Genomic DNA, 26,005 nt, shown 5'->3' with positions numbered 1-26,005 from the left:
GTGTCACTCGTCCGGCCGCAGGTTTGGGACACTGTCGTCATGAGCAACGCCGCCTCGCCCGGACTGCACGTGCCGGAGGACGAGGACGAGATCGAACAGCTCAAGGAGCGTTGGCGCCTGCGGATCCGCACCGCGCGCGCTCACCGGTCCGCCCGGCACCGCGAGGAGGACGCGCGCGCGCTGGCCGAGGTGGTGGTCGCCATCCCGGCGGTCGATGCGGCACGCTGCGTGTCGCTGTACGCCGCCCGGCCGGGCGAGCCCAGCACCGGCCCGCTGCTCGAGCTGCTGGAGCAGCGGGGCGTCCGGGTGCTGCTGCCCGTGCTGGGCACGGGTCTGCAGCGCGACTGGGCGGACTACGCGGGAGCCGACGACCTTCTGGAGCGGGCGCCCGGGCGACCGCCGGAGCCGAGCGGCCCCTCCCTCGGCGCGCAGGCGCTCGCCGAGGCCGACGTGGTGCTGGTGCCGGCGCTCGCGGTGGACACCGACGGCAACCGGCTGGGCCAGGGCGGCGGCTGGTACGACCGGGCGCTGGCGCACGCGCGCCCGGACGCCGCCGTCATCGCGCTCACCTACGCCGACGAGGTGCACGACGCGGACGTCGAGCCGATCCCCCGCGCAGCGCACGACCGCCGGGTGGACGGGGTCGCGACGCCGACCGGTACCCGCTGGTTCGTCAGGCCGACGGCTGCAGCGTGAGCCGCGACCTCGCGTCCGCCTGCGTGGCGGCCGCCGAGAACGGCCACGGGAACTGCCGCCCGGCGGCCCAGGTGGACAGCTGGTCGGAGTAGTGCGGGCTGGCCGGATGCCCTGAGGTGCCGGTCAGGTCGACCCACGTCGAGGAGTCCAGGTCCGCCAGGTCGACCACCATGCGCATCGACGGGCCGGCGGTGACGGCGAACCCCCCGGTCGACGGGTCCCAGCCGGTCGCGTCGACCGACGACGAGCCGCCGCCGACCTGCTGCGCCGCCGGGTTGACCGCCCCGCGGAGCACCCCTGGCTGACCGGCACCGCCGAGCAGCGGGTGCTCCAGCCGCACCTGGTGCAGCAGTCCCCACCGCCACTCGTCCGCCCGCACCCCCAGCTGCGCGGTCAGCTGCTGCCGTGCGGCGATCATCGCGTTGCGCAGCACCCCGTCGCGCCCCTCGACGACGCCGAGGGTGGAGCGGTCGTCCCACCACGGCGAGTCGGGGGCGTCGACGACGTGCCGCATCACCTCGATCCAGCGGGAGTCGTTGGTCGGCGCGTCGTGGTCGGGCAGGTCGTCGGCGAAGGTCAGGCGCAGCACGTTGTTCCAGACCGCGGCGAAGTACGCGGCGGCGGCCGAGTCCGAGGACATCGAACCGTCCCAGGTGCGCAGCAGGCGCTGGCCGTCGGCCTCGAAGCCCGAGCCGAGGTCGACCTTGAGCAGTGCCGGCAGCAGCACGTCGGCCATCGGGCTGTGCGTGTCGTCCTGCACGGCCTGCGTCGAGGCGATGTCGATCTTCTTGCCGGCGGCGATCTGCTGGGTCAGCAGGGTGCGGATGCGCTGCGAGCGGTAGCCCATGTCGTAGTCGGCGGTCAGGAACGGACCGGTGCCCTGCGGGAGCACCGCCTGGTTGGCCGCGACGACGAAGCCCTCGGGTGGGTCGAGCACGTGCGGCAGCTGCGCCGACGGCACCCAGCCCTGCCAGTCGTAGGCGCTGTCCCAGCCCGGGCGCGGCCAGGAGCCGTCGGACGGCACGTCACCGGGCACGGTCTCGCGGATGGGGATCCGACCCGGCGCCTGGTAGCCGATGTGCCCGTCGGTGGTGGCGAAGACGATGTTCTGCGCCGGTACGTCGAACAGCGCGGCGGCGGCCGCGACGTCGGCAGCCGTGGCGGCGGCGTCGAGGCGGAAGATCGCCTCCGCCGTCCGGCCCGGCGTGCTGGCCGTCCAGCCGAGCGACACCTGGAAGGCGGAGGTCGACCGGTCGGGCGTCGGCGCCGACGTGGCTCCGGACAGGTCGAGCACGTCGGAGATGATCGGGCCGTGCGTCGTCGTGCGGACGACGAGGTCCACGTCGTTGCCGCCGTTGACCCGGATCGTCTCGTGCCGCACCTGCAGCGGCACCTGCGCGCCGTTCACCAGCTGGGTCCCGGAGCGGTCGTCGACGCGCTCGAGGAACAGGTCGGTCACGTCCGCGCCCATGTTGGTCAGGCCCCACGCCAGCCGCGCGTCGTGACCGATCACCACGCCCGGCATCCCGGCGAAACCGAACCCGGAGACGTCGAACGGGCAGTCCGCGCTCACCTGCTGGCAGCGCAGGCCCACCTGGGACCAGATGCCCGGCGCGGTCAGCTCGAGGTGCGGGTCGTTCGCCAGGATCGGCTTGCCCGAGGCGGTGTGCGCACCAGACACCGCCCACGAGTTGGACCCCGTGGCGGCGCCCGTGCCGAGCAGCACGGGGACCGCCGTCAGCGCCCGGTCCGCCGCGGCGAACGCGTCCTGCGCCTGACCGTCGCCGAGCGGCAGCTGCGCGCGTGCCACCGCGGGGACCACGGTCGCGTCGCCACCTGAGGGCAGGATCGGGGCGTTCTGCTGCTGCGGGTACGGCGGGAAGAGCTCGTCGACCTTCCCGACGTCGCCGATGGTGCGGTAGGCCCGGGCCCGTCCGAGCTCGTCCTCGTAGTTGCTGCGCAGGTCCCACGCCATCGCCTTCAGCCACGCGAGCGAGTCCACCGGCTGCCACGGCTCGGGCTGCGCGACCTGCACGCGCAGCCCCAGCACGGTGTACTCCACGGCGATCGAACCCGGGTCCCGGCTGGCGAGGTAGGAGTTCACGCCCTCGGCGTACGCGGTCAGGTACGACTGGGTCGTCGCGTCCAGCAGACCCCACTCCTGCTCGGCTACACGGTGCCAGCCGAGCGTCCGCACCACCTTGTCGGCCTCGAGCGCACGCGCGTCCGCGCCGACCAGCTCCGACAGCCGGCCTGCCGTGACGTGCCGGCGGTAGTCCATCTGGAAGAACCGGTCCTGCGCCGCGACGAAGCCCTGCGCCCGGAACAGGTCCGTCGCGCTGGTCGCGGTGATGGTCGGCACGCCGCGCGCGTCCCGGGTGACGGTGACCGGCCTGGTCAGCCCGGGCAGCGAGAGCGTGCCCGACGACGTGGGCAGCGGTCGGCGCAGCACCACGACGCCGCCGACCACCACGGCCACGAGCACCAGCACGACGATCGCCGCGACGGTCACGAGTGCCGTGCGGACGACTCGAGGACGGGCCACGTGGGCAGGTTAGCCCGCGGGCGTGCTCGGCGACCCGGGGTAGAATCTGGCACTCGGGAATGCGGAGTGCCAGATCTGCGCTCTGCTGGGTGTCACCGAGACCGTCGGTGACACATTCCCATCGGGACCTCGACCCCGGGAGACGAGCCAGTGCCCACGTACGCCTACACCTGCACCGCCTGCGGCCACGCCTTCGACATCCACCAGTCGTTCAGCGACGAGGCCCTCACCGTGTGCCCCGAGTGCTCCGGGAAGCTGCGCAAGGTGTTCTCGCCGGTCGGCGTGGTGTTCAAGGGCTCCGGCTTCTACCGCAACGACGCGCGGACGGGCGGCAAGGGCGGACGCACGACGAAGGAGCCGGTGAGCGCCGGGGCGTCGGCCGGTGGCAGCTCCGCGTCGGCCGGTTCCGACTCCGGCAGCGGCTCGTCCTCGGCGGGAACGACGACGTCGAGCGGTGGCTCGACGGGCGGCGCCTCGTCGTCGCCCGCGCCGTCCAGCACGTCCAGCACGTCCAGCACGGCGAAGGCCGCCTCAGCGTGACCCTCGGCCGCACGGCCTGACCGGCGGGACGGCGGCCTGACCGGCGGCGCCACGTCCCGGCCGACGGCACCGCTGCCGGACCGACGGACCACCGCCCGGCCGGCCCAGCACGGAGCACCTGGAGCGAGCGACCCACAGCCCGCCTGGCGGCCGCCACCGTCGCACGGCGGCCACCTGCACACCGCACCGCAACCGGCTCCGCCTAGCGTCGCCGCGTGCCCCGTCGAGTCCTGCCACCGCCACCCGCACTGACCTTCCGCCGGCCGCCCTGGCGGCGGCGCCTGCGCATCCTGCTGTGGCGGGCGCGCGTCCCGTTCGCCGCGGTGGCGCTCGGTCTCGCGGCGGCGGTGGCGGTCGGTCAGCTCCGCCCGGAGCCACCGGCCACCGTCGACGTGCTGGTCGCGGCGCACGACGTACCGGCCGGCACCGTCCTGACGGATGCCGACGTGCGGACTGCGGCGGTCCCCCCGGACACCGCGGTGGCGGGTGCCCGGGCCGCCGGGCATGCCTCGGTGGTCGGTCAGCGCACGGCCGTACCGGTGCCGGCCGGCCTGCCGCTGGTCCCCGGGGTGCTGACCGGCGGCCGGTTGACCGGTCCACCGGGCACCGTGGTCGCCGCCGTCCGCCTTGCGGACGGTGCCGTCGCGACGCTGCTGCAGCCCGGCGACCGGGTCGACGTGCTGGCCGCCTCGGCGCAGGCCGGGCCGGGCAGCGCGGTCGCGAGGGGCGCGCTCGTCCTCCCTGCGCCGGCGGCTCAGGACCGTGGCTCAGGGCTGCTCGGCGGTTCGGGTGAGGCGTCGGCGTCCGTACCGCTGATGCTCGCCGTCCAGCCGGAGGAGGCGGCCGCACTGGCCGGCGCGGCCGGGACGGCCGACCTGTCAGCCGTCGTGGTGCCGTGACGCGGTGACGCGGCCTACCAGTGCGGAGGACGGTTCTGCTGCAACCGTTCGTCGTTGGAGTCGTCCGCGCGGTCACCCCAACCGAGGTCGCTGTCGTCGAGCGACCTCCGCGGCAGGGCCGGTTCCGCGGCCGCCTCCACCGTGGCCGTCTCCGCCGTGGCCATCTCCACCGTGGACGGGTCCGCCGTGGACGGGACTGCCGTGGACCGGTCCGGCGGGGCACCCGACGATGTCACCGCCGGCGCCGGGACGGTGGACCTCAGCCACCGCTCGTCGCCTCCGACGGTCCCGGCGGGGCGCACGGCACGGCGGCCGCCCGTCCGCCGTCGCTGCTCCACCCGTCGATGATCCCACCCGCCGTGACGGCGGCCGTGACCGTCAGCTCAGAGCGCGGGTCACCGCGGCGCGGACCGCCGTGTCGATCCGGTGGTTTCGTCGGGTGATGCCCAGCTCGGCCCGCAGGGCGTCACCGAGCTCGTCACGGCTCCGCTCCTGGCCGTCGGAGCGCAGCCAGTCGACCAGCTCGTCCAGCTCGTCGTCGCTGTAGGCGCCGATCGGCAGCCCGCGCCGGATGTCCGGCCGAGGCCGGCTCGGTACGGCAAGCGCCAGCTGCACCGGAGTGGCTGCCGGCACGGCGTGCAGCACACCGGTCCTGACCCGGACGGGCGCCGTGCGCGGTGCGGTGCCGTCCGGGCTGAACGGCTGGGGAAGCTCGATGGCCGGAGTCCGTTCGGCCGTGGCCGACGCAGAAGCCTCCTCCGGAGCCTCGTGCGCTGCCGGCGCCTGGTCCGCTGCATCGTCCCTGCCGGTCACGGGCGCTGCGGGCTCGCCCTGGTCCGCGTCGTCGACGCCCGTCGCGGGCGCCGGGACGGGCGCGGTGGGCGCAGGTGCCAGCTCCGCGGGCTCGTCGTCCTGGTCACGCACGGCCGGCACGACCCGCGGGGACGTGGGCAGCTGCTCCGGGACCGGCAGCGCGGCGTGGACGGCGCGACGGATCCGGTCCACCTCGGCCTGCGGGTCGAGGAAGGCGGCCGCGGACCACACCCGCAGCACCGACCAGCCGAGGCGTTCGAGCCGCTCGGGCACCAGCCGGTCACGGACCCGCACGCTCGGCTCGTCGACGTAGGCCTCGTCGTCCGTCAGCACGGCGACCAGCAGCCGGTCCGGCACGGCCGGGTGGCCGACGGCCAGGGGCAGCCGGACGCCGCCGGGCAGCCCGTGGTCGACCTCGACCACCAGGCCGTGCCGCCACAGCCGCTCGGCCAGGTCCAGCACCAGCCGGTCGGCGTCGCCGGACGGCTCGTCTGCGGCACCGCCCTTCTCGGCACCGACCGCTCCGGGCTCGGAGCCGGTCGGTCCACCGTCGTCGGAGCTGCCGTGCTCCTCGTCGGCGGCCACGACCGCCGCGCCCTCGTCGTCCCCGACCCGCGCGCCGCCGAACGGCACCAGCGGGTCCGCCTCCCGCCGACCGCGCGCGTCCGCGAACGCCAGCAGGTCGGCGAGCAGGTGCGGTCCGGCACCCCGGACCCGCTCGGGGTCGAGGTCGGCGGCGGCGAAGCAGGACACGACGGTGAGCCGGTGCCGCCCCGAGCCGAGGGCGTCGAGCAGCAGCCCGTCACCGCCCGGAGCGCTGACGGCGCCGAACGAGTGCAGCACCCGCCGGTGCGGGGTGCGGCCCAGCCCGACGGACAGGATCACGGCCTCACGGCGAAGGCCGGCCACGTTCACCAGGTCCACCACCACGAAGGGCTCCGGGCGGCCCGATCCGAAGAACGCCGCCAGCGCCGGGTTGTCGCGCGCCTCGGACATCACCACCTCGCGGATGGCGTCCGCATGCCGCGGCGTCACGGTGACCACCGCGAGCGACTCCTCCGGCCGGCTCAGCGCGTGCTCGACCACCAGCTCGACGACGGCCTGCACCTCCTCCGGCGTGGAGTCGACGATGCCCGACTCGACGTCCGGCAGAGCCGTGCCATCCACGAGGTGCAGGCCGACCAGGGGCGTCGCGTCCGGCAGCGGCGTCGGGCTCAGCACGCCGGCGTAGCCGTGGCCCGCCAGGAAGGCGGTGAGCCAGGGGTCGCGACGACTGGCGTCGGCGCGCAGGGCGACGGACGGCAGCACGCGCGACAGCTCGCGCAGGGCGCTCCCGGAGGCGCACCGCGCGTCGCCGACGACGACCACCTGACGCCCGCGCCCGATCGCGGCGAGAGTCGCCTCGACCGGCAGGTGCCCGACGGCGTCCAGCACCACCAGGTCGACGGTGCGGGTCGGCGGCAGCACCTGCGGCACCAGCATGGGGCTCGCGGCCAGCACCGGCCGCAGCCGCCGGGCGACGTCAGGGAACCGCACCACGGCGTCGCGCAGCGAGGTCAGCCGGTCCTCGACCAGCTCGCCGAACAGCGCCTCGGCCTGGTCGCGGTAGCTGCGCAGCGCCGCGCTCATCTGGCCGACGACGGCCGCCCGGACGGGTGCCGCGAGAGCGGCGACGTGGGCGCGGTCCAGCTCGGCGTACCGGGCGGACAGCGCACCGAGGGTGGCGCCGTCGTAGCCGGCCAGTGCCGGGTCTGCCGCCAGGATCTGCTCGAAGACGGTGCTCCACCACGCCAGGTCCAGCTCGGTCGGCGCGAGGTCCGCGCTGACGCGACGCGCGGAGAGGTCGTCCACCAGCTCGCCGAGGCCGGCGCCGCGCAGGCCGGCGATCAGCGACGTCCGCTCGGGCAGGCTGTCGAGCGCGTCCGAGGTGGCACGCAACCGGCCGAGCCGCTCCACCAGGGCGGAGATGGGCAGGTCGAGCAGTCCCCCGCCGGCCGGTGTCCCGGCCAGCACCCGCTCGAGCGCGTCCAGGTCGGCCCGGACCGCGGCGTACTCCTCCTCGACCAGCTCCAGACCGTCGGGCAGCCGCGGCCACCCACCGGCGGGGCAGTGCGTCTGCCACAGCTCGCGGCGGCGCTGCACGGCGATCAGCTCGGCGTGCAGGTCCGCGACCGGCCGCCCGGGCCGCAGCATGTCCTTGGCCTGCTTGCGCAGGCGACGGCGCAGCCAGTAGCCCATCTCGATGCCGCGCTCCTCGCGCCACTGCTTGGTGGCGGTCGCGGCGACCAGGTCCGCAGCGGTGCGCTCGAAGACGAGCGGCTGGAACACGTCGAGCGCGGCACGGACCTCGTCGAGCATCCGCAGCTGCTCACCCCACGCGCCCAGGGTGGCCGGCGGGGTCAGCCCGGTCTCGGCCGCCACCTGCCCCGCGCGCTCCAGCACTCCTGGCAACGTGCCGTCCAGCAGCCGGTCCAGACGGTGCAGCACCACCTGCGCATCGGCGGGGGTGCGCACGTCGGCGCCGAACCAGGGGGTGTCGCCGGGTCGGAGCGTGAACGCCCCGAGCTCGGCGGCCCGCGCCAGCGCGGTGCCGCTCGCCGCCCGGGCGTCGGCGTCCAGGAGGCGCGCGACCTCGGGGGCCAGGCGGACGGTGGTGCGCGGAGCCGGACGGCTGGAGGTCAGCCGAGCGAGGTGCTGCAGCGCGTCGTACGCGGAGACGCCCCACGGCTGGCGGGGCGCGTGCAGACCGCGGACGTACCCGCGCAGCGCTTCCCGGTGCTCCACGAGGGCGTCGGACAGCTCCCGTGCCGCGGCACCGTCGACGGCCGGCGGCTCGAGCGTCATGGCGGCCAGCAGCCGGTGGGCGACGGAGGTGCGCCAGCCGGCCTCGGGTGCCACGTCGAGCAGCAGGTCGCCGGCACCGACCTCGGCCAGCCGCTGGCCCAGGGCAGCGGCCGCGCGGCGGTGGCCGGGCACGTACAGCACGCTGCGGCCGGTGGCAGCCGCGTCGGCGACGAGCGCCGCGACCGTGCCGGTGACGTCGGCCCCCGCAGGGGCGTCGACGAAGAGGTGGGCGCCGGTGGCCACGACGTCGAGCACGTGCTGCTGGTCGGGGTCGAGGTCGCCGACGCCGCGGTCCAGCTGCGGGTCCCGGTCCCCCGGCACCTGCGCCGGCAACGGCCGCTGCAGCCGAGCCGTGTCCTCGTCCACCCCCGCGAGCGCCGCCACCAGCTCGTGCCGGTCGAGGGTGCCGGCCAGCGCGTCGAGGTCGTCGACCAGCACCTGACCGGGGTGCACGAACGTGCCGACCACCACACGCTCGGTCAGCGTGAACCCCTCGAGCACCGCCTCGCCGAGGGACGTCAGCCGGTGCAGGGCGCCACGGGGGTCGAAGCCGCCGTTGGCGAAGGTGCCGCGTGCGACGGCGCCCGGGTCGAGCAGGGCACCGCGGGCTCGCAGCGCCCGGGCCAGCACCGGGTTGACGTCGACCGTCGGCTCGAGGGTGAGCTCGTAGTCCGCCTCCCCCGCGCCGCGGGCGGTCAGCGTCACCGGCCGGAGCAGCACGGGCGCGCGCACCACGCGGGGCCGCGGCGGTTCGGTGGTCGCCGCGTCGGCCGGCTCGGCCGTCGACGGCCGGGCTCCGCCGGTGCGCTCGGCGATCGGGATGCGGCGGGTGACGGCCGCCAGGGCGGCCACGTCGTCGTTCGCGACGTCACGTGCCGAGCGCTCGGTCCAGGTGGCGATGCCGATGGCCAGCGACGTCGCGGCGATGCCGTAGTGCTGGCCGTAGACGGAGGCGCGGGCGCTGACCGCCCGGGCGCGACGGCGTGCGACGGCCAGGGCGGCACCCTCGCGCACCAGGTTGGACAGCCGCGTCGAGCGTCCGGCGAACAGCTGAGCCATCCCGGAGGGGTGCGCGGCGGACAGGTCCAGAGCCGCGTCGCCCAGCTCCTCGACGTCCACCAGGGTCGAGCCGCCTGCGGAGTCCACCAGCGCCGCGCGCCACGTCGCGACGGCACCCTCGACCAGCTCGGTGGGCGACGGGGGTGCGACCAGGGCCACCGAGGGCTCCGCGGAGCCGTCGGTTGCGTCGGGCCGCCCGGTGACGGGAACGGCGCCCGTGCCGGGGGTGCGCGCGGGAACGGTCACGCTGGCACGGTAGCCCGGCGCCTGCGGCCCGCTGCGGTGGCACGCCGACCGCGTGCGGGCGCCGGAACGGGTGAGACTGCGCGGGTCCAGGGCCCGGAGACGCGAAGAGCGGGACGGGCTGCCGGGCCCGTCCCGCTCTTCGGACGTGAGAGACGGTGCGCACCGCGCAGGGGGCAGGCGATGCGCACCGTCAGGGACGAGTGTGCGCCCCGGGGCGCCAGTTGGTCAAATGTCCAGTGCGGGTGAGATCCATGCATCCGAATCGTTCGGTTGCACGCCCTCCCCCGGGGACGACGCCGGCCGCTGGGTACCATGGCGCGTTCCGAGACGAGGGTGGGTCGTGGCCGGGTCCGTACCAGCTGCAGGTGCCAGGTCCACCGTCGGCAGGGGCCGCGCGTGGCTCGTCTGGTCGGCCGGTCTGCTGGTCTACGTGGTGGCCGTGGCGCACCGCTCGTCGTTCGGTGTCGCGGGGCTGGCGGCGCAGAGCCGGTTCGGGGTGGCCGCCACGGTGCTGTCGCTGTTCGTGGTGATCCAGCTCAGCGTCTACGCGGCCGCGCAGGTGCCGGTCGGCATCGCGCTCGACCGGTTCGGACCCCGCGCGCTGCTCACCACCGGTTCGGTGACCATGGCGGTGGGCCAGCTCGGCATGACGCTGAGCCACGGGGTGCCCACCGCGCTGGCGGCCCGGGTGCTGATCGGTGCGGGCGACTCGATGATCTTCGTCTCGGCCGTCCGGCTGGTCGCCGCGTGGTTCCCCCGGCGGCTCGTGCCGCTGCTCACCCAGCTGACCGGCATCGCCGGCCAGCTCGGTCAGATCGTCTCCGCCATCCCCTTCGCGTTCCTGCTGCACCGGTACGGGTGGGAGCCGGCGTTCGGCGCGCTCGCCGGCCTCGGCGGGCTCGGCGTCGTCGCAGCGGTGCTCGGCGTCCGGGACCGGCCGGCCGGCACGTCCGCGCCGATGTCCCGGTCCGGGACCGCGGCCGGGTTGGTGCCGACGCTGCGCGCCCACGGCACCTGGCTCGGCTTCTGGTCGCACATGCTCGGCGGTTTCAGCATCAACGTGTTCGGCCTGATGTGGGGCTACCCCTTCCTGGTGCAGGGACAGGGGCTGAGCCCGACCAAGGCGAGCTCGATGCTGGCGCTGAACGTGCTGGTCGCCATCGTCGCCGGGCCGCTGATCGGCGAGTTCACCGCACGGCACCCCCTGCGGCGCTCGTGGGCCGTGCTCGTGGTGGCGGGTGGCGTCGCCGCGGGCTGGCTGCTGGTGCTGGTGCCCAGCACGCCGCGGCCGTTCGCCGTGCTGGTGGCCTTCGTCGTCCTGATCTCGCTGGGCGGCCCCGCGTCGGTGATCGGCCTGGACTTCGCCGCCACCTCCAACCCGCCGGAGCGGCTCGGCAGCGCGCAGGGCCTGGCCAACGCGGGCGGCTTCATCGCCGGCGTGCTGGTGATGCTCGGCGTCGGCATCGTGCTCGACGCCCGCAACCCCGGCGGCCACTACACCCTCGGCGACTACCGCGCCGGCCTCGCGCTCGTCGCCGTGCCGTGGGCGGTCTCGCTGGCCGGCGTCCTGGTCACCCGCACGCGCACGCGCGCCGAGATGGCGGCTCGCGGCGTCGTGGTGCCGCCGTTGCGTGAGGCGTGGGACCGCCGACGCCGGGACCGGCGCGGCTGAGCCGGCCGCTCGAGGAGACGCGGCGCCTCCGCGCGGCTGAGCGTGCGGGGCGTCGGCCCCCGGGTCGACGCGCCCGGCGAGCCCGACGGTGTGCTCAGGCGGCGCGTGCCCAGCGCGCCAGCTGACCGGCGGGCACCACACGGTGCCGCGCGATCGCGGACACCGTCAGGCCGATGCCGACCACCGTCCACACGACCAGCAGCGCGACGGGTCCCGCGATGCTGCCCGACCCGGTGGTCACGGCCTGCATCGCCGAGAGCGCCGGTGCCGGCGGCAGCAGCCCGAACAGCGACTCGAGCACGGCCGGCACGGTGGACACCACGACGGTGGCCAGCGCGACCACCGCGATCACCACCGAGGCGAACCGGCCCACGCCGCGCAGCAGCGCCACCAGCCCCTGGTTCACCGCGGCGAACGCGACACCGGCCAGCGCGGCTGTGCCGCCGAGCGCGACCCACCGGCCGGGCGACAGGTGCAGCGCACCGGCCATCGCGACGGTCAGCAGGACGCCCTGCACCACGCCGATCAGCGCACCCGGCGCGAAGGCGCGCAGCGCCAGCGCCAGCGACGAGCGGGTGGAGCCCAGCGCCCGCGCCGGCCAGGCGCCGAGCACCAGGAACGTGGCGAGCCCGCCGAGCCACAGGGCCACCGCCAGGAGGAACGGGACGATGCTCGAGCCGAACAGCTCGGTGCTGGCGCCGGTGGTCGACACCGGGTCGGCCACGACGTCGGCCAGCGCCTTGGCCTGGTCGCTCGTCTGCGTGGGCAGCTGCGACGCCGCCTGCCCGAGGCCCGTTGCGAGGCTGCTGGCGCCGGTGCCGAGGCTGCCGGCACCCGAGCCCAGCTGTCCCGCACCCGAGGACACCTGCTGCGCCCCCGAGGCGAGCGCGCTCGCGCCCGACGACACCTGGCCGGCGGCCCCCGCGGCCTTGCCCGCACCGGCGGAGAGCTGGGACGCACCGCTGGCCAGGGACGACGCACCCGACGCGGCCTGCGCGGCACCCGATGCGAGCTGGTGGGCGCCAGACGCGGACTGCTGGAGGTAGCCGGCGATCGTCTGCAGACCGCTGGCGGACGCCCCCGCACCGTCCGCGAGCTGCGTGCCGCCCGCGGCCAGCTGCTGGACGCTGGTCTTCAGGGCGGGCTGGCCGCCGACCCCGGTGTTGAGGGCAGCGTCGAGTCCCGCCGCCCCTTGCGCGAGAGCACCGATCGAGTACGTCAGGGACGGCTGCTGGCCGGTCGCCGGCGGCGTCGTGCTCTGCTGGGCGGCGATCGCACCCTGCAGCGTCTGGCACGCCGTGGCCCGGGCGACCGGGTCGGTGCTGCTCGCGCACGTCGACGCCCAACCGCTGAGCTGGGTCAGGAACCCGGAGAAGCCCGACTGGAGGCCCGCTGCCCCGGTCGACAGCGACGACGCCCCGGCCGCGAGCCCGGTCGGCCCGTTCACCCCGTCGGACAGCTGCTGCAGCCCCGACGCGAACGCCTGAGCACCCGGCACGGCCTCCTTGGCGGTCGCCGCGGCGGACGACGTCTGCGCCGCGAGCTGGTCCAGCCCGGACGCCAGCGACGACGCCCCGCCCGACACCTGCCGCACACCCGACGCCAGCGAGGTGGCACCGCCGGACAGCGAGCCCGCACCGGTCTGCAGCGCGCCGATCCCCGTCGCCAGCTGCGCCGTCCCGGAGGCGAGCGACTGTGCCCCGGTGCCCACCTGGCCGGCGCCGGACGCCAGCTGCTGCGCGCCGGTGGACAGGCTCTGCGCACCCGTCGCCAGCTTGGTGGCACCGTCGGACGCCTCGCCGAGCTTGTCGTGCAGCGTGCTGAACCCGACCAGCACGTTCTGCAGGTACGCCGTGGTCAGCTGCTGGCCGAGGACCCGCACCGCGGTGCTGGTCACCGCCTGCGCGACGGCCGAGTCGGCGATCTTGGACCGGTCGGAGACCTTGACGTCGATGGTGGCGCGCACAGCGTGGGCGGCGTCGGCGGTCGACGTGGCGGCCGCGGAGAAGTTCGACGGGATGGTGACCACGGTGGCGAACCGGCCGTCGGCGAGCCCGGCGGCGGCGTCGTCGGCGTTGGTGACCACCCACGTGAAGTTGCCCGACGAGTCGGAGCCGGAGACGTTCCTGACCACGGCGCCCGGCGTGGCGGAGGCGCTCGGCGTCGGGTTCGCGGTGGCGGCCGGCGACGGCGTCCCGGTGGCGCCCGGCGCGGGGCTCGACGCCCCGTCGGACGTGACGAGCCCCGCGGCGAGCTGCCGGCCGAGCGGCACCGTCTGACCCTTGATCGTCACGGGCGTGTCGAGGTTCACCACCGCGGCCTGCACCCGGTTGAGCCGCTGGGTGGGCTGCCACAGCGCCCAGGTCAGCAGCCCGCCGATCGTCAGCGGCACCAGCACCAGGCCGAGCACGGTGAACCAGGTGGCGCGGCCGCTGGTCCGGGCACGTTCCGGCCGCAGCAGGGCGTCGAGGGGGTTCGACATCTCAGAGCACCTTCGCAAGCTCGGGGGCGGCGGCCAGCGTGACCGTGGCGGTGGGCGGCATCGGCAGCAGCCCGCCGACGGCGTCGACCGTCTGCGCGCTGACGACCAGGGACAGCGGGCGACCCTCCCCGGCGGCCGTGCGCAGCTCGAACGCGAGCTCGTCGTGCACCGCCCTGCGGAGCACCGGGTCGCCGACGGCGTCGAGGTCGTCGATCGCGACGACGGGCGTGCGGGCCGCGAACGCCTGGCGCAGCTCGTCCACCGGGTCGGTCGCTCGCGCCAGCCGGGCGAACGCGACGGCGCGACGGATGTCCCGGGCCCGCACCGGTGCGACCAGACCGGCCACCTTGAGCGTCCCCGCGTCGGCGTGCGCGCGGCCGGCGATGGTGAGCAGCAAGGCGGTGCGGCCGCTGCGGTGCGGTCCGGCGACGACGAGCGCACCGCCGGTGGCGAGCCGGACGGAGACGCCGTCGTACAGCGGCCACCCGTCCGGCCGGTCCAGCCGCAGCCCGGCGGCCGCCACCGCGTCGTCGGCACCCGGCTCCGGCCACTGGGCCAGCGCGAGCTCGGAGGCGAGCCCCTCGCCCTCGACGTCGAAGCTCGGCAGCACCCGGTCGAGCCAGCGCGGCATGTGCCAGGCCCGGTCGCCGAGCAGCTGGAGCACCGCGGGAACGAGGGTCATGCGGACGACGAAGGCGTCCACGAACACCCCGGCCGCCAGGCCCAGCGCGATCGGCTTGATGTTGACGTCACCTTCGGGGACGAAGGCGGCGAACACCGAGAACATGATGGTCGCGGCGGCGGTGACCACCACGGCCGAGGCGGTGAACCCGCTGCGCACCGCGGCGCGCGCGTCCCCGCCGTGCACGTAGTCCTCCCGCATCCGGGAGACGAGGAACACCTCGTAGTCCATCGCCAGGCCGAACAGCACGCCCATCAGCACGATCGGCATGAAGCTGATCACCGGCATCGTCCGGTCCAGGCCCAGCAGGCTGGCGCCCCAGCCCTTCTCGAACACCATCGCGACCACGCCGAACGCGGCCACCACGGAGAGCAGGTACCCCGCCGTCGCCTTCAGCGGCACCCACAGCGACCGGAACACCATGGTGAGCAGCACGAACGAGAGGCCGACCACCAGGAGGCCGAACGGCAGCAGGGCCCGGCCCAGCCGGTCGGAGATGTCGATCTGCACCGCGGTGACCCCGGTGACGGACAGGTCCACGCCGTACGTGCTGCGGAAGTAGTCGTGCTTGGCGCGGATCGCCGCGACCAGGTCCTTGGTCGCCTGCGAGTCCGGCCCGCCGGTGGGGACCACCTGGACGATCCCCGTGGTCGCGTCCTGGTTGGGCGTCGCGAGCGGGACGGAGGCCACGCCCGGCAGCGCCTCGATCTCCTTCTTCAGGTTCGCCATCAGGCCCAGCGGGTCCGTGGACCCGACGATGGTGCCCGTCACGATCAGCGGGCCGTTGTAGCCGGGACCGAAGTGCTCCGCAAGCAGGTCGTAGGTGATCCGGCCGCGGGAGTCCTTCGGCTGCGTGCCGGCGTCCGGCAGGGCCAGCCGCAGGTCCAGGGCGGGCAGCGCGACGGCACCCAGGCCGATGACGACCAGCAGGATGGTGACGATCGGGAAGCGGGTGACGGCCCGCACCCAGCCGAGGAAGAAGCGGTTCTGGTGCACCTGCTCGCCGGCCAGGTGCGCGGTGGCGACGGGCTGCTCGCCGGCGACCGACTGCTCGGGGGCCGCGGCGTGGGCGGCCCGGCCGGGCGCGGCCGCAGGGGCCACCGTGCTCCGGTCGGCGGCCGCGCCGTCCGTCGTCGTCCGGTCGGCCGTCGTCCCGTGGCTGGTCGCCCCTTCCGTCGCCGGCGCGCCCGCCGTCGCGCCGGCCCTGGCCGCGCGCCGCGCGGCACGCCGCTCCCGTCGGTACCCGGGCCGCACCCGGTCGCCGGCGAAGCCGAGCAGCGCCGGCGTCAGCGTCAGCGCGATCAGCACCGCGAGCCCCACGGCGACGGCGGCCGCCACCCCCATCACGGTGAGGAACGGGATGCCGGCCACGGCGAGCCCCACCAGCGCGATCATCACCGTCAGCCCGGCGAACACGACGGCGGACCCGGCTGTGGCCAACGCTCGCGCCACCGACTCGCGCGCCTCGATGCCGGCGCGCAGCTGCGACTGGTGCCGGGACACGATGAACAGCGCGTAGTCGATGCCGACGGCCAGTCCGAGCATCAGCGCCAGCATCGGGGTGGTCGAGGAGATGGTCGCGAACCGCGTCGCGATCGAGATGCCCAGCGTGGAGATGCCGACGCCCAGCAGCGCCGTCACCAGCGGCATGCCGGCGGCGAGGAACGAGCCGAAGGTCACCACCAGCACGCCGAGCGCGACCAGCACGCCGAGCGCCTCTGTCGAGCTGACGGTGGGCAGCCGCACCGAGAAGATGTCGCCGCCGAGCTCGGCCGTCGAGCCGGCCGGCAGTGCTGCGCGCAGCGCGCTCTCCTCGGCGATCAACGCCGAGCGGGTGGCGTCCGTGATGGTGATGCTCTGGCCGTCCATCTGCACGGTGACCACCGCGGCGGACCCGTCGTCGGACACGCCGCCGGTCACCTGGGTGCCGAACGGGTCGCTGACGGCGGAGACCTGGCTGATGGTCTTGAGCGTGGTCACCGCGTCCTCGACCGGCTTGCGCACGGCGTCGTCCCGCACCGTCATGCCGGGCGGCGCGACGACCACGAGTCGCGCCGTTGAGCCGCTGACCTGCGGGAACGTGTGCTTCAGCGCGTCCATCGCGGTGCCGGACTCGGTACCCGGGATGGAGAAGGTGTTGTCGGTGCCCTTCGACAGCAGCTTCGCGCCGCCCAGGGCCAGCAGGAGGATCGCGAGCCAGGCCAGGACCACGCGCACGCGGGCGCCGAACGACCAGCGGCCGAGCCGGTAGAGCAACGAGGACACGACGGCTCCTGGGTGGCGGGTGAGCAGGGATCGATACGCCGATGTATCCGATACATCAACGTATTGGATAGACTGGCTCCACGCCAAACGCCCGCTGGAGGTGACCCTCATCTCGACCCCCGCCGACGTCCTGCTGACCCCCCGCCGGCAGCGCACGCGCGACCGGCTGCTCGACGCTGCCTACGAGGTGTTCGCCGAGCAGGGTGTGCACGCCAGCACCGTCGAGGAGGTCTGCGAGCGTGCAGGGTTCACGCGCGGCGCCTTCTACTCCAACTTCACGACGAAGGAGGAGCTGTTCGCCGCCCTGATGGAGCGCCAGCACAGCCTGCAGCTCGCCGCACTCGCCCTGAAGGTCGACCGGCTCCGGCCGCGGCTCGAGGCGGTGACGGGCCCGATCGACGAGGCCGGTCTGGGCGACCTGATGCTGGACTTCTTCACCGGTCCGCTGGACGACCGGACCTGGTGCCTGATCGACCACGAGTTCAGGCTGATGTCGCTGCGCGACCCTGAGGTCGCCGGGGCGTTCGCCGCGCACGAGGAGGCGTTCGAGACCTCGCTCCTCGCGATCGTCGGGCGCGCGCTCGACCTGGCCGGTCGGCGGTTCGTCCTGCCCGACGGGGTGGCCGTCCGGCTGCTGGGCGACCTCTACCAGGACATGCTGCAGCGAGCGATCCGCGCAGGCCGTTCCCTGCACGAGGAGCCGGAGGCGCGCGACACGATGGTGCGGCTGGTGCTCGTGCTGACGCGGCCGGTGGCCGCTCCCGACGGCGGTCCCGGCCGCCGAACCGACCTGCACCCGGCTGCGACGGACGTCCCCGTGCGCGCCGACGCGACGTGCTGAGCTCCCTGCGGGCTCGGCTCGCCGCTCGGCCGCCGACCGTCGCCACCGTGCTCGGCGGTCTGCTCCGCGTGCCCGGGACCCTGCTGTGGCTCACGGCCCTGGTGGTCACCGGCGTGCTCGGCGAGGAGCTGAGCGACCAGCAGCTCGGCGACCGGCTGCTGGCCGCCTCGACCAACCTGACCAACCTGTCGCACCAGCCCGTGCGCGTGCTGGTCGACTCCGCGCTGTGGGACGGCCACGCGGTGTGGTGGCTGCTGCTGGTGCTGGGGAGCGTCAGCTGGACGGTCGAGCGGTGGCTGGGCACCGTTCGCTGGTTCGCCGTGCTGTTCGGCGCCCACGTGGTCGGAACGCTGATCAGCCAGGGCGTGGTGGCGATTCAGGTGGCGCACGGGCTGGCGCCGGCCAGCGCCGAGGTGGTGCTCGACTACGGCGTCAGCTACGCGATGGCCGGGGCCCTCGGGATCCTGGCGCACCGGTTCCCGCCGCGCTGGCAGGCGCTCTACGTCACCGTGGCGCTGGCCGACTTCACGTTCCCGTTCTGGGCGCCGGGGCACCCGCCCGTGACGTTCACCGACCTCGGGCACCTGGTGGCGCTGCTGACCGGCCTGGCCGCCTACCGGCTCGCCCCGGCGGCGGTGGACCCGACGGCCGAGGCGGAGCCGCCGCTCGACGAGCTGGTGGCCGACTCGCTGGTCGACGAGCGGCTGGTGCTCGAGGACGCCGTCCCGGCGGGCAGCCCGACCGACTGACCGACCCGTCAGCCCACGTGGTGGCGCCACGAGTGCGCGGGGGCGTAGCCGAGCAGGTCACGGGCGGCGTCGATCGCCAGGAGCGTCTCGAACCCCTCCAGCGGCCGGGTCAGCGGCACCTCGGGGAACACGGCCGCCATCAGCTCCGCCGAGGGCGTGTTCATGATCGTGTCGGCCGCCGCGATGATCACGTTCTGCGATCCGGTGGTCGGCCGCTCGATGCCCAGCCGGCAGGCGGCGGCGACGTCCCGCACGTCCACGTAGCCCCACAGGTTCCAGCGGCGGGAGCCGAGGTCGCTCCAGTACCCCGGCACCCGCGCGTAGTCCTCCGGACGGTGGATGTTGGACAGCCGCAGCCCGACGAAGGGGATGCCCGACCACGCCGCCACGTGCTCGGCGGTCTGCTCACCGAGCACCTTCGACAGGGCATACGTGCTGGTCGGTACGGGGAAGTGCGCCTCGTCGACCGGTGCGTAACGCGGCGGGACGTCGAACGGCAGGCCGAGCGTCGTCTCGCTCGAGGCCCACACCACCTTGCTCAGCCCGAGGCGGGCCGCCGCGAGGAACACGTTGGAGTTGGCCGCCGTGTTCCGGTTGAGCGTCTCCGGCCCGGTGGCGCGGCCCGGTGCCGGGATGTTGCCCAGGTGGACGACGGCGTCCGAACCCGCGAGCACCTCGAGCGCCTGGCCGTAGTCGGTCAGGTCGGCGACCACCAGGTCGGTGCCCAGCTCCTCGTTCTCCCCCGCCACCCCCGCCAGGTCGGTGGCCACCACCTCGTAGCCGTGCTCCAGCAGGTCCGCCACCACCGCGCGACCCGCCTTGCCCCATGCGCCTGTCACCGTGATCCTCACGGCAGCGATCCAAGCACCGCCCACCGACGTCCGCCCGGGCAGCCGGCTGGGCCGCGACCCGTCCCCCGCCCCGGCCGGGGTGGTGGCTGAGACGCACCTCACACCCCGCGACGGCACCGTGCGGCCGATCCGCCCCGGACGTGGACTAGCGTCGCCCAGCCAGCACCATCCGCGGGCCGCGCCCGCGGCAGAACGACCCGCGCCGGCCCACCGGCGCCTCTCGAGTCCGAAGGACCTCTCGTGACCCAGCTGCAGTCCCACCCGTCCGCCCTGGTCAGCACCCTGCTGGACGGCGTCGACCCCGGGCCCCTGTTCACCCCGGTCGAGCCGGTTCCCGGGCTGACGCTGCGCAACCGCTTCGTCATGGCGCCGATGACCCGGGCGTTCTCCCCCGAGGGCGTGCCCGGCGCCGACGTCGCCGCGTACTACGCCCGCCGCGCGGCGTCGCTCGGCCTGATCGTGACCGAGGGCACCTACGTCGACGAGCCGTCGGCCGGCAGCTCGTCCCGCGTGCCGCACCTGTACGGCGAGCGTGCGCTGGCCGGGTGGCGCGCCGTCGTCGAAGGCGTGCACGCGCAGGGCGCGCGCATCTTCCCCCAGCTGTGGCACCTCGGCGCGACGCGTCGGGCCGGCTGCGACCCGGTGCCGGCAGCCCCCGTGGTGAGCCCGTCGGGCATCGACGCCGCCGGACGCACCGTGGGTGAACCGGCCAGCACCGCCACCATCGCCGCCGTCGTCGACGCGTTCGCGCGCGCGGCCGCGGACGCCAAGACGGTCGGGTTCGACGGCGTCGAGGTGCACGGCGCCCACGGCTACCTGCTGGACCAGTTCCTGTGGGAGCGGACCAACCAGCGCACCGACTCCTACGGCGGCCCGGCCGCCAACCGGGTCCGCCTCGCCGCCGAGGTGGTGGCGGCCATCCGTGACGCCGTCGGCCCCGGGTACCCGATCAGCTTCCGCTTCTCGCAGTGGAAGGGCGGGCACTACGACGCGAGCATCGCGACGACGCCCGACGAGCTGGCACAGGTGCTGGTCCCGCTGACGGAAGCCGGCGTCGACCTGTTCCACGTCTCCACCCGCCGCTACTGGCTGCCCGCCTTCGAGGGGTCGGGCCGCACCCTCGCCGGCTGGACCAAGGAGCTGACCGGCCGGCCGGTGATCGCCCTCGGCTCGGTGGGCGTCTCCGCGCCGTTCATGGGAGCGGAGACCGAGGGCCAGGAGACCCTCAGCCTCGCGCCGCTGGTCGAGGAGCTGGAGCGGGGCGAGCTCGACCTGGTCGGCCTGGGCCGCGCGGTGCTGGCCGACGCGCACTGGGTGAAGAAGGTCGGTGCGGGCCGGGCCGCCGACATCCGCCCGTACGAGAAGGGCCTGGAGGGCGTGCTCGACTGACGTCGACGCCCGGCTCACAGCGGGGCTTCCTGGTCAGCCGGGGCCGCGCCCGGCATGCTCGGCAGCACGGCACCCCTCCGCATCCGGCGGCCGGCGCCGTCCGGAGGATGACGTGGCCAGGCGTGTGCTGGTGGTGGACGACGAGGCGGGCATCCGCCGGGTGCTGCGCGCCTACCTCGAGGCCGACGGGTTCGCCGTGGTCGAGGCCGGGACGGGGACCGACGCGCTGGCCGAGCTGCGCCGGGACCGGCCCGACGTGGTGCTGCTGGACGTGATGCTGCCCGATGTCGACGGCCTCGAGGTGCTGCGGCGCATCCGTGCCACCTCGGGCGTCGGCGTGGTGCTGGTGACAGCCCGTGCCGAGGAGGCGGACACGCTGGTCGGCCTGGCCGTCGGCGCCGACGACTACGTCACCAAGCCGTTCAGCCCCCGCGAGGTGGTGGCCCGCGTCAAGGCCGTCCTGCGACGGGCGCGGGACGACGAGCCGGACGCGGAGCGCCTGCGCTTCGACCGGCTGACCGTGGACCTCGCGGCCCGCGAGGTGACGGTGGACGACCGTCCGGTGACACCGTCGGCCCTCGAGTTCGACCTGCTCGGGGCGCTGGCACGCTCCCCCGGCCGCGTCTTCTCCCGTCGGCAGCTGCTCGAACGGGTGTGGGGTGACGACTTCTACGGGGACGAGAGGGTGGTCGACGTGCACGTGCGCAGCCTGCGGCGGCTGCTGGCCGACGACGTCAGCGCGCCACGGTTCATCGCGACGGTGCGGGGCGTCGGGTACAAGTTCGTCGGGAGGCCGTCATGAGGCGCCTGTCCACCCGCCTGCTGCTGAGCCACACGCTCGTCGCGCTCACCGGAGCCGTGACGGCGTACCTGGTCACCCGCGTGCTGACGCCGCACCTGTACGACGCCCGCGTCGGCATGATGGCGGGCCGCATGCCGCCGTGGGACCCGCACGTCTCGCGGGACTTCGCGGTCGGGGCGTCGAACCACGGCCTGGCCATCGGTGTCGTCGTGGCGCTCGCGGTGGCGATCGCCGCGGGTGCGTGGTCGTCATGGCGGCTGCTGCGTCCGCTGGACGACCTGTCAGCGGCGGCGCACCGCATCGCCGCCGGTCGGTACGACGAGCCGGTGCCCCCGCCCCGCGAGGCGGAGCTGGCCCGGGTGGCCAACGACGTCAACGCCCTGGCGGCACGGCTGGCCGAGACGGAGGGCCGCCGGATGCGCCTGCTGGGCGAGGTCGCCCACGAGATGCGCACGCCGCTGACCGTGCTCGACGGCTACGTCGAGGGGCTGCAGGACGGGGTGTTCACCCCCGAGCCGGAGCTGTTCGCCGAGCTGTCCGGCGAGCTGCGCCGGCTGCGGCGCCTCTCTGAGGACCTCGGAGCGCTGTCCCGGGCCGAGGAGGGCCGCCTCGGCCTGCGCGTCACCCGCGTCGACGTCGCCGCCGTCGCCATCGGGGCCGCCGAGCGGCTGCGGCCGCAGCTGCACGACGCCGGCCTGGACCTGAAGACCGAGTCGGCCGGCTGGGCGCTGCTGGTGGACGGCGACGGCGACCGGATCGCCCAGGTGGTGACCAACCTGGTCGGCAACGCCCTGGCCGCCACCCCTCCCGGCGGGCAGGTACGGGTGCTCGCACGACCGGAGGGCCACGAGGCGGTGATCGAGGTGAGCGACACCGGCGTCGGGCTGGCCGAGGGCGACCTCGAGCGGGTGTTCGAGCGGTTCTACCGGGCACCAGGTCCGGCGGGACCCGGTGTCGCTCGGGCGGGCACCGGCATCGGGCTCACCATCGCCCGCGGCATCGCGCACGCGCACGGTGGATCCCTGGTCGCGTCCTCACCCGGACCCGGCCAGGGATCCACCTTCACGCTGCGACTGCCGCTGGCGCGCTGACGGCGCGCGCCGAAGGCCCTCGGTTCAGCTGGACGGCGACGCCGACGGGCTGGGCACGGGCGCCGGGCCGTAGCCGCGGTGCATGCCCGGACCGAAGCCCGGACCGAAGCCCGGACCGGACCCCCGACCTGACCCCGGACCGTACCCGGGCCCGACGCCCGGCCCGGTTCCCCGCCAGCCACCGCCCTGCCCGTTGCGCTGACCGGGCTGCACGCCCTGGTACGGCTGCCCGTCCCGGTCCCAGCCACGGTGCATGCCGGGCATCCCGTCCCACGGGCGCAGCACACCCCGGTCGCTCACGGCGCTGAAGCCCGCCCAGGCCACGGTCGCGCCGACCGAGCCGATCAGCAGGACGACGGCGACGACCAGGGCCGCGATCAGCGGACCGCGCCGGCGTGCCGGGCCGAACCCGGGGCCGGTTCCGGCCGCAGCCGGGGCCGGAGCGGAACCCGCCGCCGCGGGCGCTGCACCGGTCGGCGTCGAACCAACGGCCGACGGGCCGGCTCCGGCCGGCCCCGCCGCAGCCGGCCGGGCCGTGCCCGGCTCCGGTGTGGTCGGCACCGGCTCGGTGGGAGGAACGGTGCTCATGGCTGGCCGCCCCGCGACTCGAGCAGCGCCGCGCGCAGCTGCCGGTACGTGTCCACGTCGATCTCACCGGTGGCCAGGCGCCGGTCGAGCACCTCGAACGGCGACTCCGACCCCTGCGTCCACGGCCCCTGCGCTCCCGGCGCCTGCCCGTACGGCGCGCGACCCCACGGACCGGGCCCCCACGGACGGTGCACGGGTGGCGCGCCGCGGCGGCCGGACGTCGCCAGCTGCACCACCAACCAGATGATCGCCGCGATCAGCAGCAGCCAGAACAGGCCCATCGCCACCCACAGCCCGGCGTGCATGCCGCCTCCGTACCACATCATCTTCGGTCTCCGTCGTGCTCGCGGACGGCGCTCGTCGGCCGTCCTCCACGTCCAGCGTCCGCCCCGTGCGCGAAGGCCGCCCGGTCGCGATTGCGAAGATTCGATGAAGACGCCGGTCAGACGAGTGTCGCCCCCGACCCGGCGCAGTGCCAGGCTGGTGCCGATGAACGCGCACGAGGTCCCGCAGCCGAGCCCGTCGAGGATGACGCCGTTCGCCGGCCACCCGATCGTGGTCGCGATCGTGCCCGGCCAGCCGGAGCTGGTGGCGCTGACCGCCATCTCCTGGTCGCAGGCGGCCGGCAACCCGCCTCTGTACTTCGCCTACGTCGACACCACCCGGTTCGTCCTCGAGGAGTTCCCGGACGGCACCGTGCGGCACGGCGAGGTGGACCCGGACACCGTCGACGACCGCTGGGAGGACCGGCGGATCCAGATCGTCGAGACGTTGACCCGCGTGATGGACGGCACCGGCGTGCCGTGGGAGTTCCGGTACCTGGCCGGGCGGCCCGACCGTTCCCTGACCCACCTGGCTCGCGCGGTGGACGCCGCCGCGATCGTGGTCGGCACGCGCGCCCCCGGTCGCGGCGCGCGGGTGCGGGAGTTCCTCGAGGGCTCGGTCGCCGTGCAGCTGTCCCACCACCAGCACCGGCCCGTGCTCGTCGTCCCGCTGGGCGTCGTCGACTGGAAGACGCCGTTGTGGAGGTGACGCCGCCCGCGCACCTGCGGCCGGCGTACCGCCGGCCCGGTCTGCTGGGACTGGTGGTGCTGGGCGGAGCGGTCGGCACCACCGCGCGCTGGGAACTGGGCCGCCTGCACCCCGTCGCCACCGGGACGTTCCCCTGGACGACGTTCTGGATCAACGTCACCGGCTCCCTGCTGCTCGGCCTGCTGCTCGAGTCGCTGGCCCGCAGCGGTCCGGACCACGGCTGGCGTCGGGCCCTGCGGCTCGGCATCGGCACCGGGGTGATGGGCGGGTACACCACCTACAGCACCTTCATGGTCGAGTCGGACCTGCTGATCCGGGCCGGCCGCGTCGGGCTGGCGACGGCGTACGTCGCGGGCAGCGTCGCCGCCGGGGTGCTCGCGGCTCTGGTCGGCATCCTCGCCGCGCGGGCGCTGGTGCGGAGGCCGGCATGATCCCCGTGCTGCTGGCGCTGGCGGGCGGTCTGGGTGCCGCGACCCGCTTCGTCGTCGACGGCGTCGTGGGCCGCCACAACCGCCTGCCCTTCCCGCTCGGCACCGTGGTGATCAACGTGTCGGGCGCGCTGCTGCTCGGCGCGCTGACGGGCCTCGCGATGCGGTACCCCGGCCTGTCGGACGAGAAGGTGGTGCTCGGCACCGGCTTCCTGGGCGGCTACACCACGTTCAGCACGGCCAGCGTCGAGGCGGTCCGGCTGGCCACGGGGTCACGCCCGGCGGTCGAGGCGGTGCTGCACGCCGTCGGCATGGCTCTGCTCGGGCTCGCCGCCGCGGGCCTCGGCCTCTGGCTCACCCTCCGCTGACCCGGGGCTCAGGACATGGCAGTGAGGCACTCGAACCCGGTGGCACCGTCGAGGTAGCCGGGCGAGGGCTTCGAGCAGAGCTCGGGCCGCGCGACCACCGAGGACACGCGGTACATCGCGCGGCTGGAGGAGCAGTCGACGGAGGTCAGCCTGCCGCCGCTCCCCTCGGTCCAGCACGACCCGACCCCGTCGGTCGGTGAGGACGGACCGTGGAGCAGTGCCACCAGGACGAGGAGCACCACCACCGCACCACCCACCGCGGGGCCCCACCACCCGCGCTTCAGGGCGGGCACCAGCCCGCGCGGCTGCGGTCGGGCGACCCAGAACTGCCACCCGGCGGGGGCCGCCGGCCAGGTCGGGTCCGGCAGGTGGCCCCGTCGCGGGTCGAAGCCGGCGGGCGTCAGCCACCCGGGCGGAGCGTTGAAGACGGTGTCCGCACCGCCGGGCGGAGCCGCCGTGATCACGCCAGCCCCCCGGTCGGCATCCCGGCCTCGACCTGCTCGCGGATCCCCGCGACATGGGCGGGGCTCAGCTGCAGCTCCGCGGCGATCGCGGACACCGGCTCGCGCAGCCGGTCGGTGGGCGACAGGCGGGCGCCGAGCAGCACCAGCCGCCGGACGAAGTCCTCGCGGCCGTCGATCGACATGGTGGCCGCGAGCGGTGCCACGTAGGTCAGCGCCGTCCGCCGGTCGGCGAAGGCGTTGACGTCGGCCCGCAGCCGGTGCTCGTCGTACGGCTGCGCCACGCCGGGACGGTCGCGCAGGGCCGCGCAGGCGAGGGCGACCACCTGCGGGGTCGGGCTCAGCCGGGACACCAGGTGCGCCACCGAGGCCCGCGCCGCCAGACCCAGCGTGTGCTCGAACACGGCGACGGTCGGCGCCTCCAGGGCCACCTCCGTGAACGTGCCGTGGCACGCGTCGCACTGGACGAAGGTGCCCAGCCGCTCCAGCGGGACGACGGGGATGAAGAACAGCGTGAACCACCGACGAGCGGCGAGGTGCCGGTACGTCCGGTCCCCCAGGCACCGTGGGCAGTAGAAGACGCCGGTCGCGATCAGCGCCTTGAAGGCGCGCCAGCCCCAGATGATCATGCGGTCCCCCTGCGAACGGTCGTCGCCGCAAGG

The 26,005-nt window shown here is 75.2% G+C and carries 22 protein-coding genes; 12 read left to right on the top strand and 10 right to left on the bottom strand.

What is annotated here, in order from left to right; all coding sequences use genetic code 11:
• Positions 1-39 precede the first annotated feature (39 nt).
• Positions 40-696 (top strand): 5-formyltetrahydrofolate cyclo-ligase, encoded by a 657-nt coding sequence (locus tag QMF98_RS03900; protein WP_291763533.1) that lies wholly within the window; start codon positions 40-42, stop codon positions 694-696.
• Here the strand turns inward: QMF98_RS03900 and QMF98_RS03895 are convergent.
• Entirely contained in the window at positions 674-3,241 is a 2,568-nt protein-coding gene (locus tag QMF98_RS03895) for a penicillin acylase family protein (RefSeq protein ID WP_337974761.1), read from the bottom strand. The two genes, QMF98_RS03900 and QMF98_RS03895, sit on opposite strands and share 23 nt — an antisense overlap.
• A gap of 150 nt (positions 3,242-3,391) precedes the next feature.
• On the opposite strand from QMF98_RS03895, the gene QMF98_RS03890 reads away from it, so the two are divergent.
• Together QMF98_RS03890 and QMF98_RS03885 are read left to right on the top strand one after the other, a co-directional pair.
• Positions 3,392-3,781, top strand: coding sequence for an FmdB family zinc ribbon protein (locus tag QMF98_RS03890; protein WP_337974760.1), 390 nt, complete (start codon positions 3,392-3,394; stop codon positions 3,779-3,781).
• 215 nt (positions 3,782-3,996) lie between these two features.
• Complete coding sequence (locus QMF98_RS03885) at positions 3,997-4,680, top strand: SAF domain-containing protein (protein ID WP_337974759.1); 684 nt, start codon at positions 3,997-3,999, stop codon at positions 4,678-4,680.
• A gap of 14 nt (positions 4,681-4,694) precedes the next feature.
• Here the strand turns inward: QMF98_RS03885 and QMF98_RS03880 are convergent, their stop codons facing one another.
• Positions 4,695-5,018: a hypothetical protein gene (locus QMF98_RS03880; protein ID WP_337974758.1), complete on the bottom strand. Its 324-nt coding sequence runs from the start codon at positions 5,016-5,018 to the stop codon at positions 4,695-4,697.
• Positions 5,019-5,058: 40 nt separating this feature from the next.
• Positions 5,059-9,642 (bottom strand): PDDEXK-like endonuclease domain-containing protein, encoded by a 4,584-nt coding sequence (locus tag QMF98_RS03875; protein WP_337974757.1) that lies wholly within the window; start codon positions 9,640-9,642, stop codon positions 5,059-5,061.
• 340 nt (positions 9,643-9,982) lie between these two features.
• On the opposite strand from QMF98_RS03875, the gene QMF98_RS03870 reads away from it, so the two are divergent.
• Positions 9,983-11,314: an MFS transporter gene (locus QMF98_RS03870; protein WP_337974756.1), complete on the top strand. Its 1,332-nt coding sequence runs from the start codon at positions 9,983-9,985 to the stop codon at positions 11,312-11,314.
• Positions 11,315-11,408: 94 nt separating this feature from the next.
• Here the strand turns inward: QMF98_RS03870 and QMF98_RS03865 are convergent, their stop codons facing one another.
• Positions 11,409-13,796 carry a YhgE/Pip domain-containing protein gene (locus QMF98_RS03865; RefSeq protein WP_337974755.1) on the bottom strand — a complete coding sequence of 796 codons (2,388 nt, stop codon included), beginning with the start codon at positions 13,794-13,796 and terminating at the stop codon, positions 11,409-11,411.
• A gap of 1 nt (position 13,797) precedes the next feature.
• Positions 13,798-16,743 (bottom strand): MMPL family transporter, encoded by a 2,946-nt coding sequence (locus QMF98_RS03860; RefSeq protein WP_337974754.1) that lies wholly within the window; start codon positions 16,741-16,743, stop codon positions 13,798-13,800.
• Positions 16,744-16,843: 100 nt separating this feature from the next.
• Here QMF98_RS03860 and QMF98_RS03855 point away from each other — a divergent pair, with 100 nt between their 5' ends.
• Together QMF98_RS03855 and QMF98_RS03850 are read left to right on the top strand one after the other, a co-directional pair.
• Complete coding sequence (locus QMF98_RS03855) at positions 16,844-17,584, top strand: TetR/AcrR family transcriptional regulator (protein WP_337974753.1); 741 nt, start codon at positions 16,844-16,846, stop codon at positions 17,582-17,584.
• A complete protein-coding gene (locus QMF98_RS03850; protein WP_337974752.1) occupies positions 17,578-18,333 on the top strand; it encodes a rhomboid-like protein in 756 nt (251 codons plus the stop codon). The genes QMF98_RS03855 and QMF98_RS03850 overlap by 7 nt, the downstream gene beginning before the upstream one ends.
• Before the next feature lie 8 nt (positions 18,334-18,341).
• On the opposite strand, the gene QMF98_RS03845 is transcribed toward QMF98_RS03850, so the two are convergent.
• Positions 18,342-19,184 carry an NAD-dependent epimerase/dehydratase family protein gene (locus tag QMF98_RS03845; protein ID WP_337974751.1) on the bottom strand — a complete coding sequence of 281 codons (843 nt, stop codon included), beginning with the start codon at positions 19,182-19,184 and terminating at the stop codon, positions 18,342-18,344.
• 240 nt (positions 19,185-19,424) lie between these two features.
• On the opposite strand from QMF98_RS03845, the gene QMF98_RS03840 reads away from it, so the two are divergent.
• The 3 genes from QMF98_RS03840 to QMF98_RS03830 all read left to right on the top strand — a co-directional run bounded on the left by QMF98_RS03840 (position 19,425) and on the right by QMF98_RS03830 (position 22,466).
• Entirely contained in the window at positions 19,425-20,573 is a 1,149-nt protein-coding gene (locus tag QMF98_RS03840; RefSeq protein WP_337974750.1) for an oxidoreductase, read from the top strand.
• A 112-nt stretch (positions 20,574-20,685) separates the two neighbouring features.
• Positions 20,686-21,375, top strand: coding sequence for a response regulator (locus tag QMF98_RS03835; protein ID WP_337974749.1), 690 nt, complete (start codon positions 20,686-20,688; stop codon positions 21,373-21,375).
• A complete protein-coding gene (locus tag QMF98_RS03830; protein ID WP_337974748.1) occupies positions 21,372-22,466 on the top strand; it encodes a sensor histidine kinase in 1,095 nt (364 codons plus the stop codon). Before QMF98_RS03835 ends, QMF98_RS03830 begins: the two co-directional genes overlap by 4 nt.
• Before the next feature lie 24 nt (positions 22,467-22,490).
• On the opposite strand, the gene QMF98_RS03825 is transcribed toward QMF98_RS03830, so the two are convergent.
• Positions 22,491-23,054 carry a hypothetical protein gene (locus QMF98_RS03825; protein ID WP_337974747.1) on the bottom strand — a complete coding sequence of 188 codons (564 nt, stop codon included), beginning with the start codon at positions 23,052-23,054 and terminating at the stop codon, positions 22,491-22,493.
• A complete protein-coding gene (locus QMF98_RS03820) occupies positions 23,051-23,359 on the bottom strand; it encodes a hypothetical protein (protein ID WP_337974746.1) in 309 nt (102 codons plus the stop codon). The genes QMF98_RS03825 and QMF98_RS03820 overlap by 4 nt, the downstream gene beginning before the upstream one ends.
• A 184-nt stretch (positions 23,360-23,543) precedes the next feature.
• Here QMF98_RS03820 and QMF98_RS03815 point away from each other — a divergent pair, with 184 nt between their 5' ends.
• From QMF98_RS03815 to QMF98_RS03805, 3 genes are read left to right on the top strand one after another with little or no spacing between them, the layout of a single operon-like run.
• The gene (locus QMF98_RS03815; RefSeq protein ID WP_291763580.1) at positions 23,544-24,086 is read left to right on the top strand and encodes a universal stress protein; all 543 of its coding nucleotides are present in this window, start codon (positions 23,544-23,546) and stop codon (positions 24,084-24,086) included.
• On the top strand, positions 24,077-24,517 hold the full coding sequence (locus tag QMF98_RS03810; protein ID WP_337974745.1) for a fluoride efflux transporter FluC: 441 nt from the start codon (positions 24,077-24,079) through the stop codon (positions 24,515-24,517). The genes QMF98_RS03815 and QMF98_RS03810 overlap by 10 nt, the downstream gene beginning before the upstream one ends.
• Entirely contained in the window at positions 24,514-24,882 is a 369-nt protein-coding gene (locus QMF98_RS03805; protein ID WP_337974744.1) for a fluoride efflux transporter FluC, read from the top strand. The genes QMF98_RS03810 and QMF98_RS03805 overlap by 4 nt, the downstream gene beginning before the upstream one ends.
• 8 nt (positions 24,883-24,890) lie before the next feature.
• Here the strand turns inward: QMF98_RS03805 and QMF98_RS03800 are convergent, their stop codons facing one another.
• Entirely contained in the window at positions 24,891-25,346 is a 456-nt protein-coding gene (locus QMF98_RS03800; protein WP_337974743.1) for a hypothetical protein, read from the bottom strand.
• Complete coding sequence (locus QMF98_RS03795) at positions 25,343-25,972, bottom strand: zinc-ribbon domain-containing protein (protein ID WP_337974742.1); 630 nt, start codon at positions 25,970-25,972, stop codon at positions 25,343-25,345. Before QMF98_RS03795 ends, QMF98_RS03800 begins: the two co-directional genes overlap by 4 nt.
• Positions 25,973-26,005: the final 33 nt, after the last annotated feature.

This window comes from Cellulomonas sp. NTE-D12, from assembly GCF_027923705.1.
GTDB lineage: Bacteria > Actinomycetota > Actinomycetes > Actinomycetales > Cellulomonadaceae > Cellulomonas.
This window is presented reverse-complemented; position numbering and strand designations above follow the sequence as displayed.

Coding starts and splice junctions, on each gene's coding strand:
- QMF98_RS03795 (WP_337974742.1), bottom strand. CDS start 25,972: ATGATCATCTGGGGCTGGCGCGCCTTCAAGGCGCTGATCGCGACCGGC.
- QMF98_RS03820 (WP_337974746.1), bottom strand. CDS start 23,359: ATGCACGCCGGGCTGTGGGTGGCGATGGGCCTGTTCTGGCTGCTGCTG.
- QMF98_RS03900 (WP_291763533.1), top strand. CDS start 40: ATGAGCAACGCCGCCTCGCCCGGACTGCACGTGCCGGAGGACGAGGAC.
- QMF98_RS03805 (WP_337974744.1), top strand. CDS start 24,514: ATGATCCCCGTGCTGCTGGCGCTGGCGGGCGGTCTGGGTGCCGCGACC.
- QMF98_RS03865 (WP_337974755.1), bottom strand. CDS start 13,796: ATGTCGAACCCCCTCGACGCCCTGCTGCGGCCGGAACGTGCCCGGACC.
- QMF98_RS03815 (WP_291763580.1), top strand. CDS start 23,544: ATGAACGCGCACGAGGTCCCGCAGCCGAGCCCGTCGAGGATGACGCCG.
- QMF98_RS03825 (WP_337974747.1), bottom strand. CDS start 23,054: ATGAGCACCGTTCCTCCCACCGAGCCGGTGCCGACCACACCGGAGCCG.
- QMF98_RS03830 (WP_337974748.1), top strand. CDS start 21,372: ATGAGGCGCCTGTCCACCCGCCTGCTGCTGAGCCACACGCTCGTCGCG.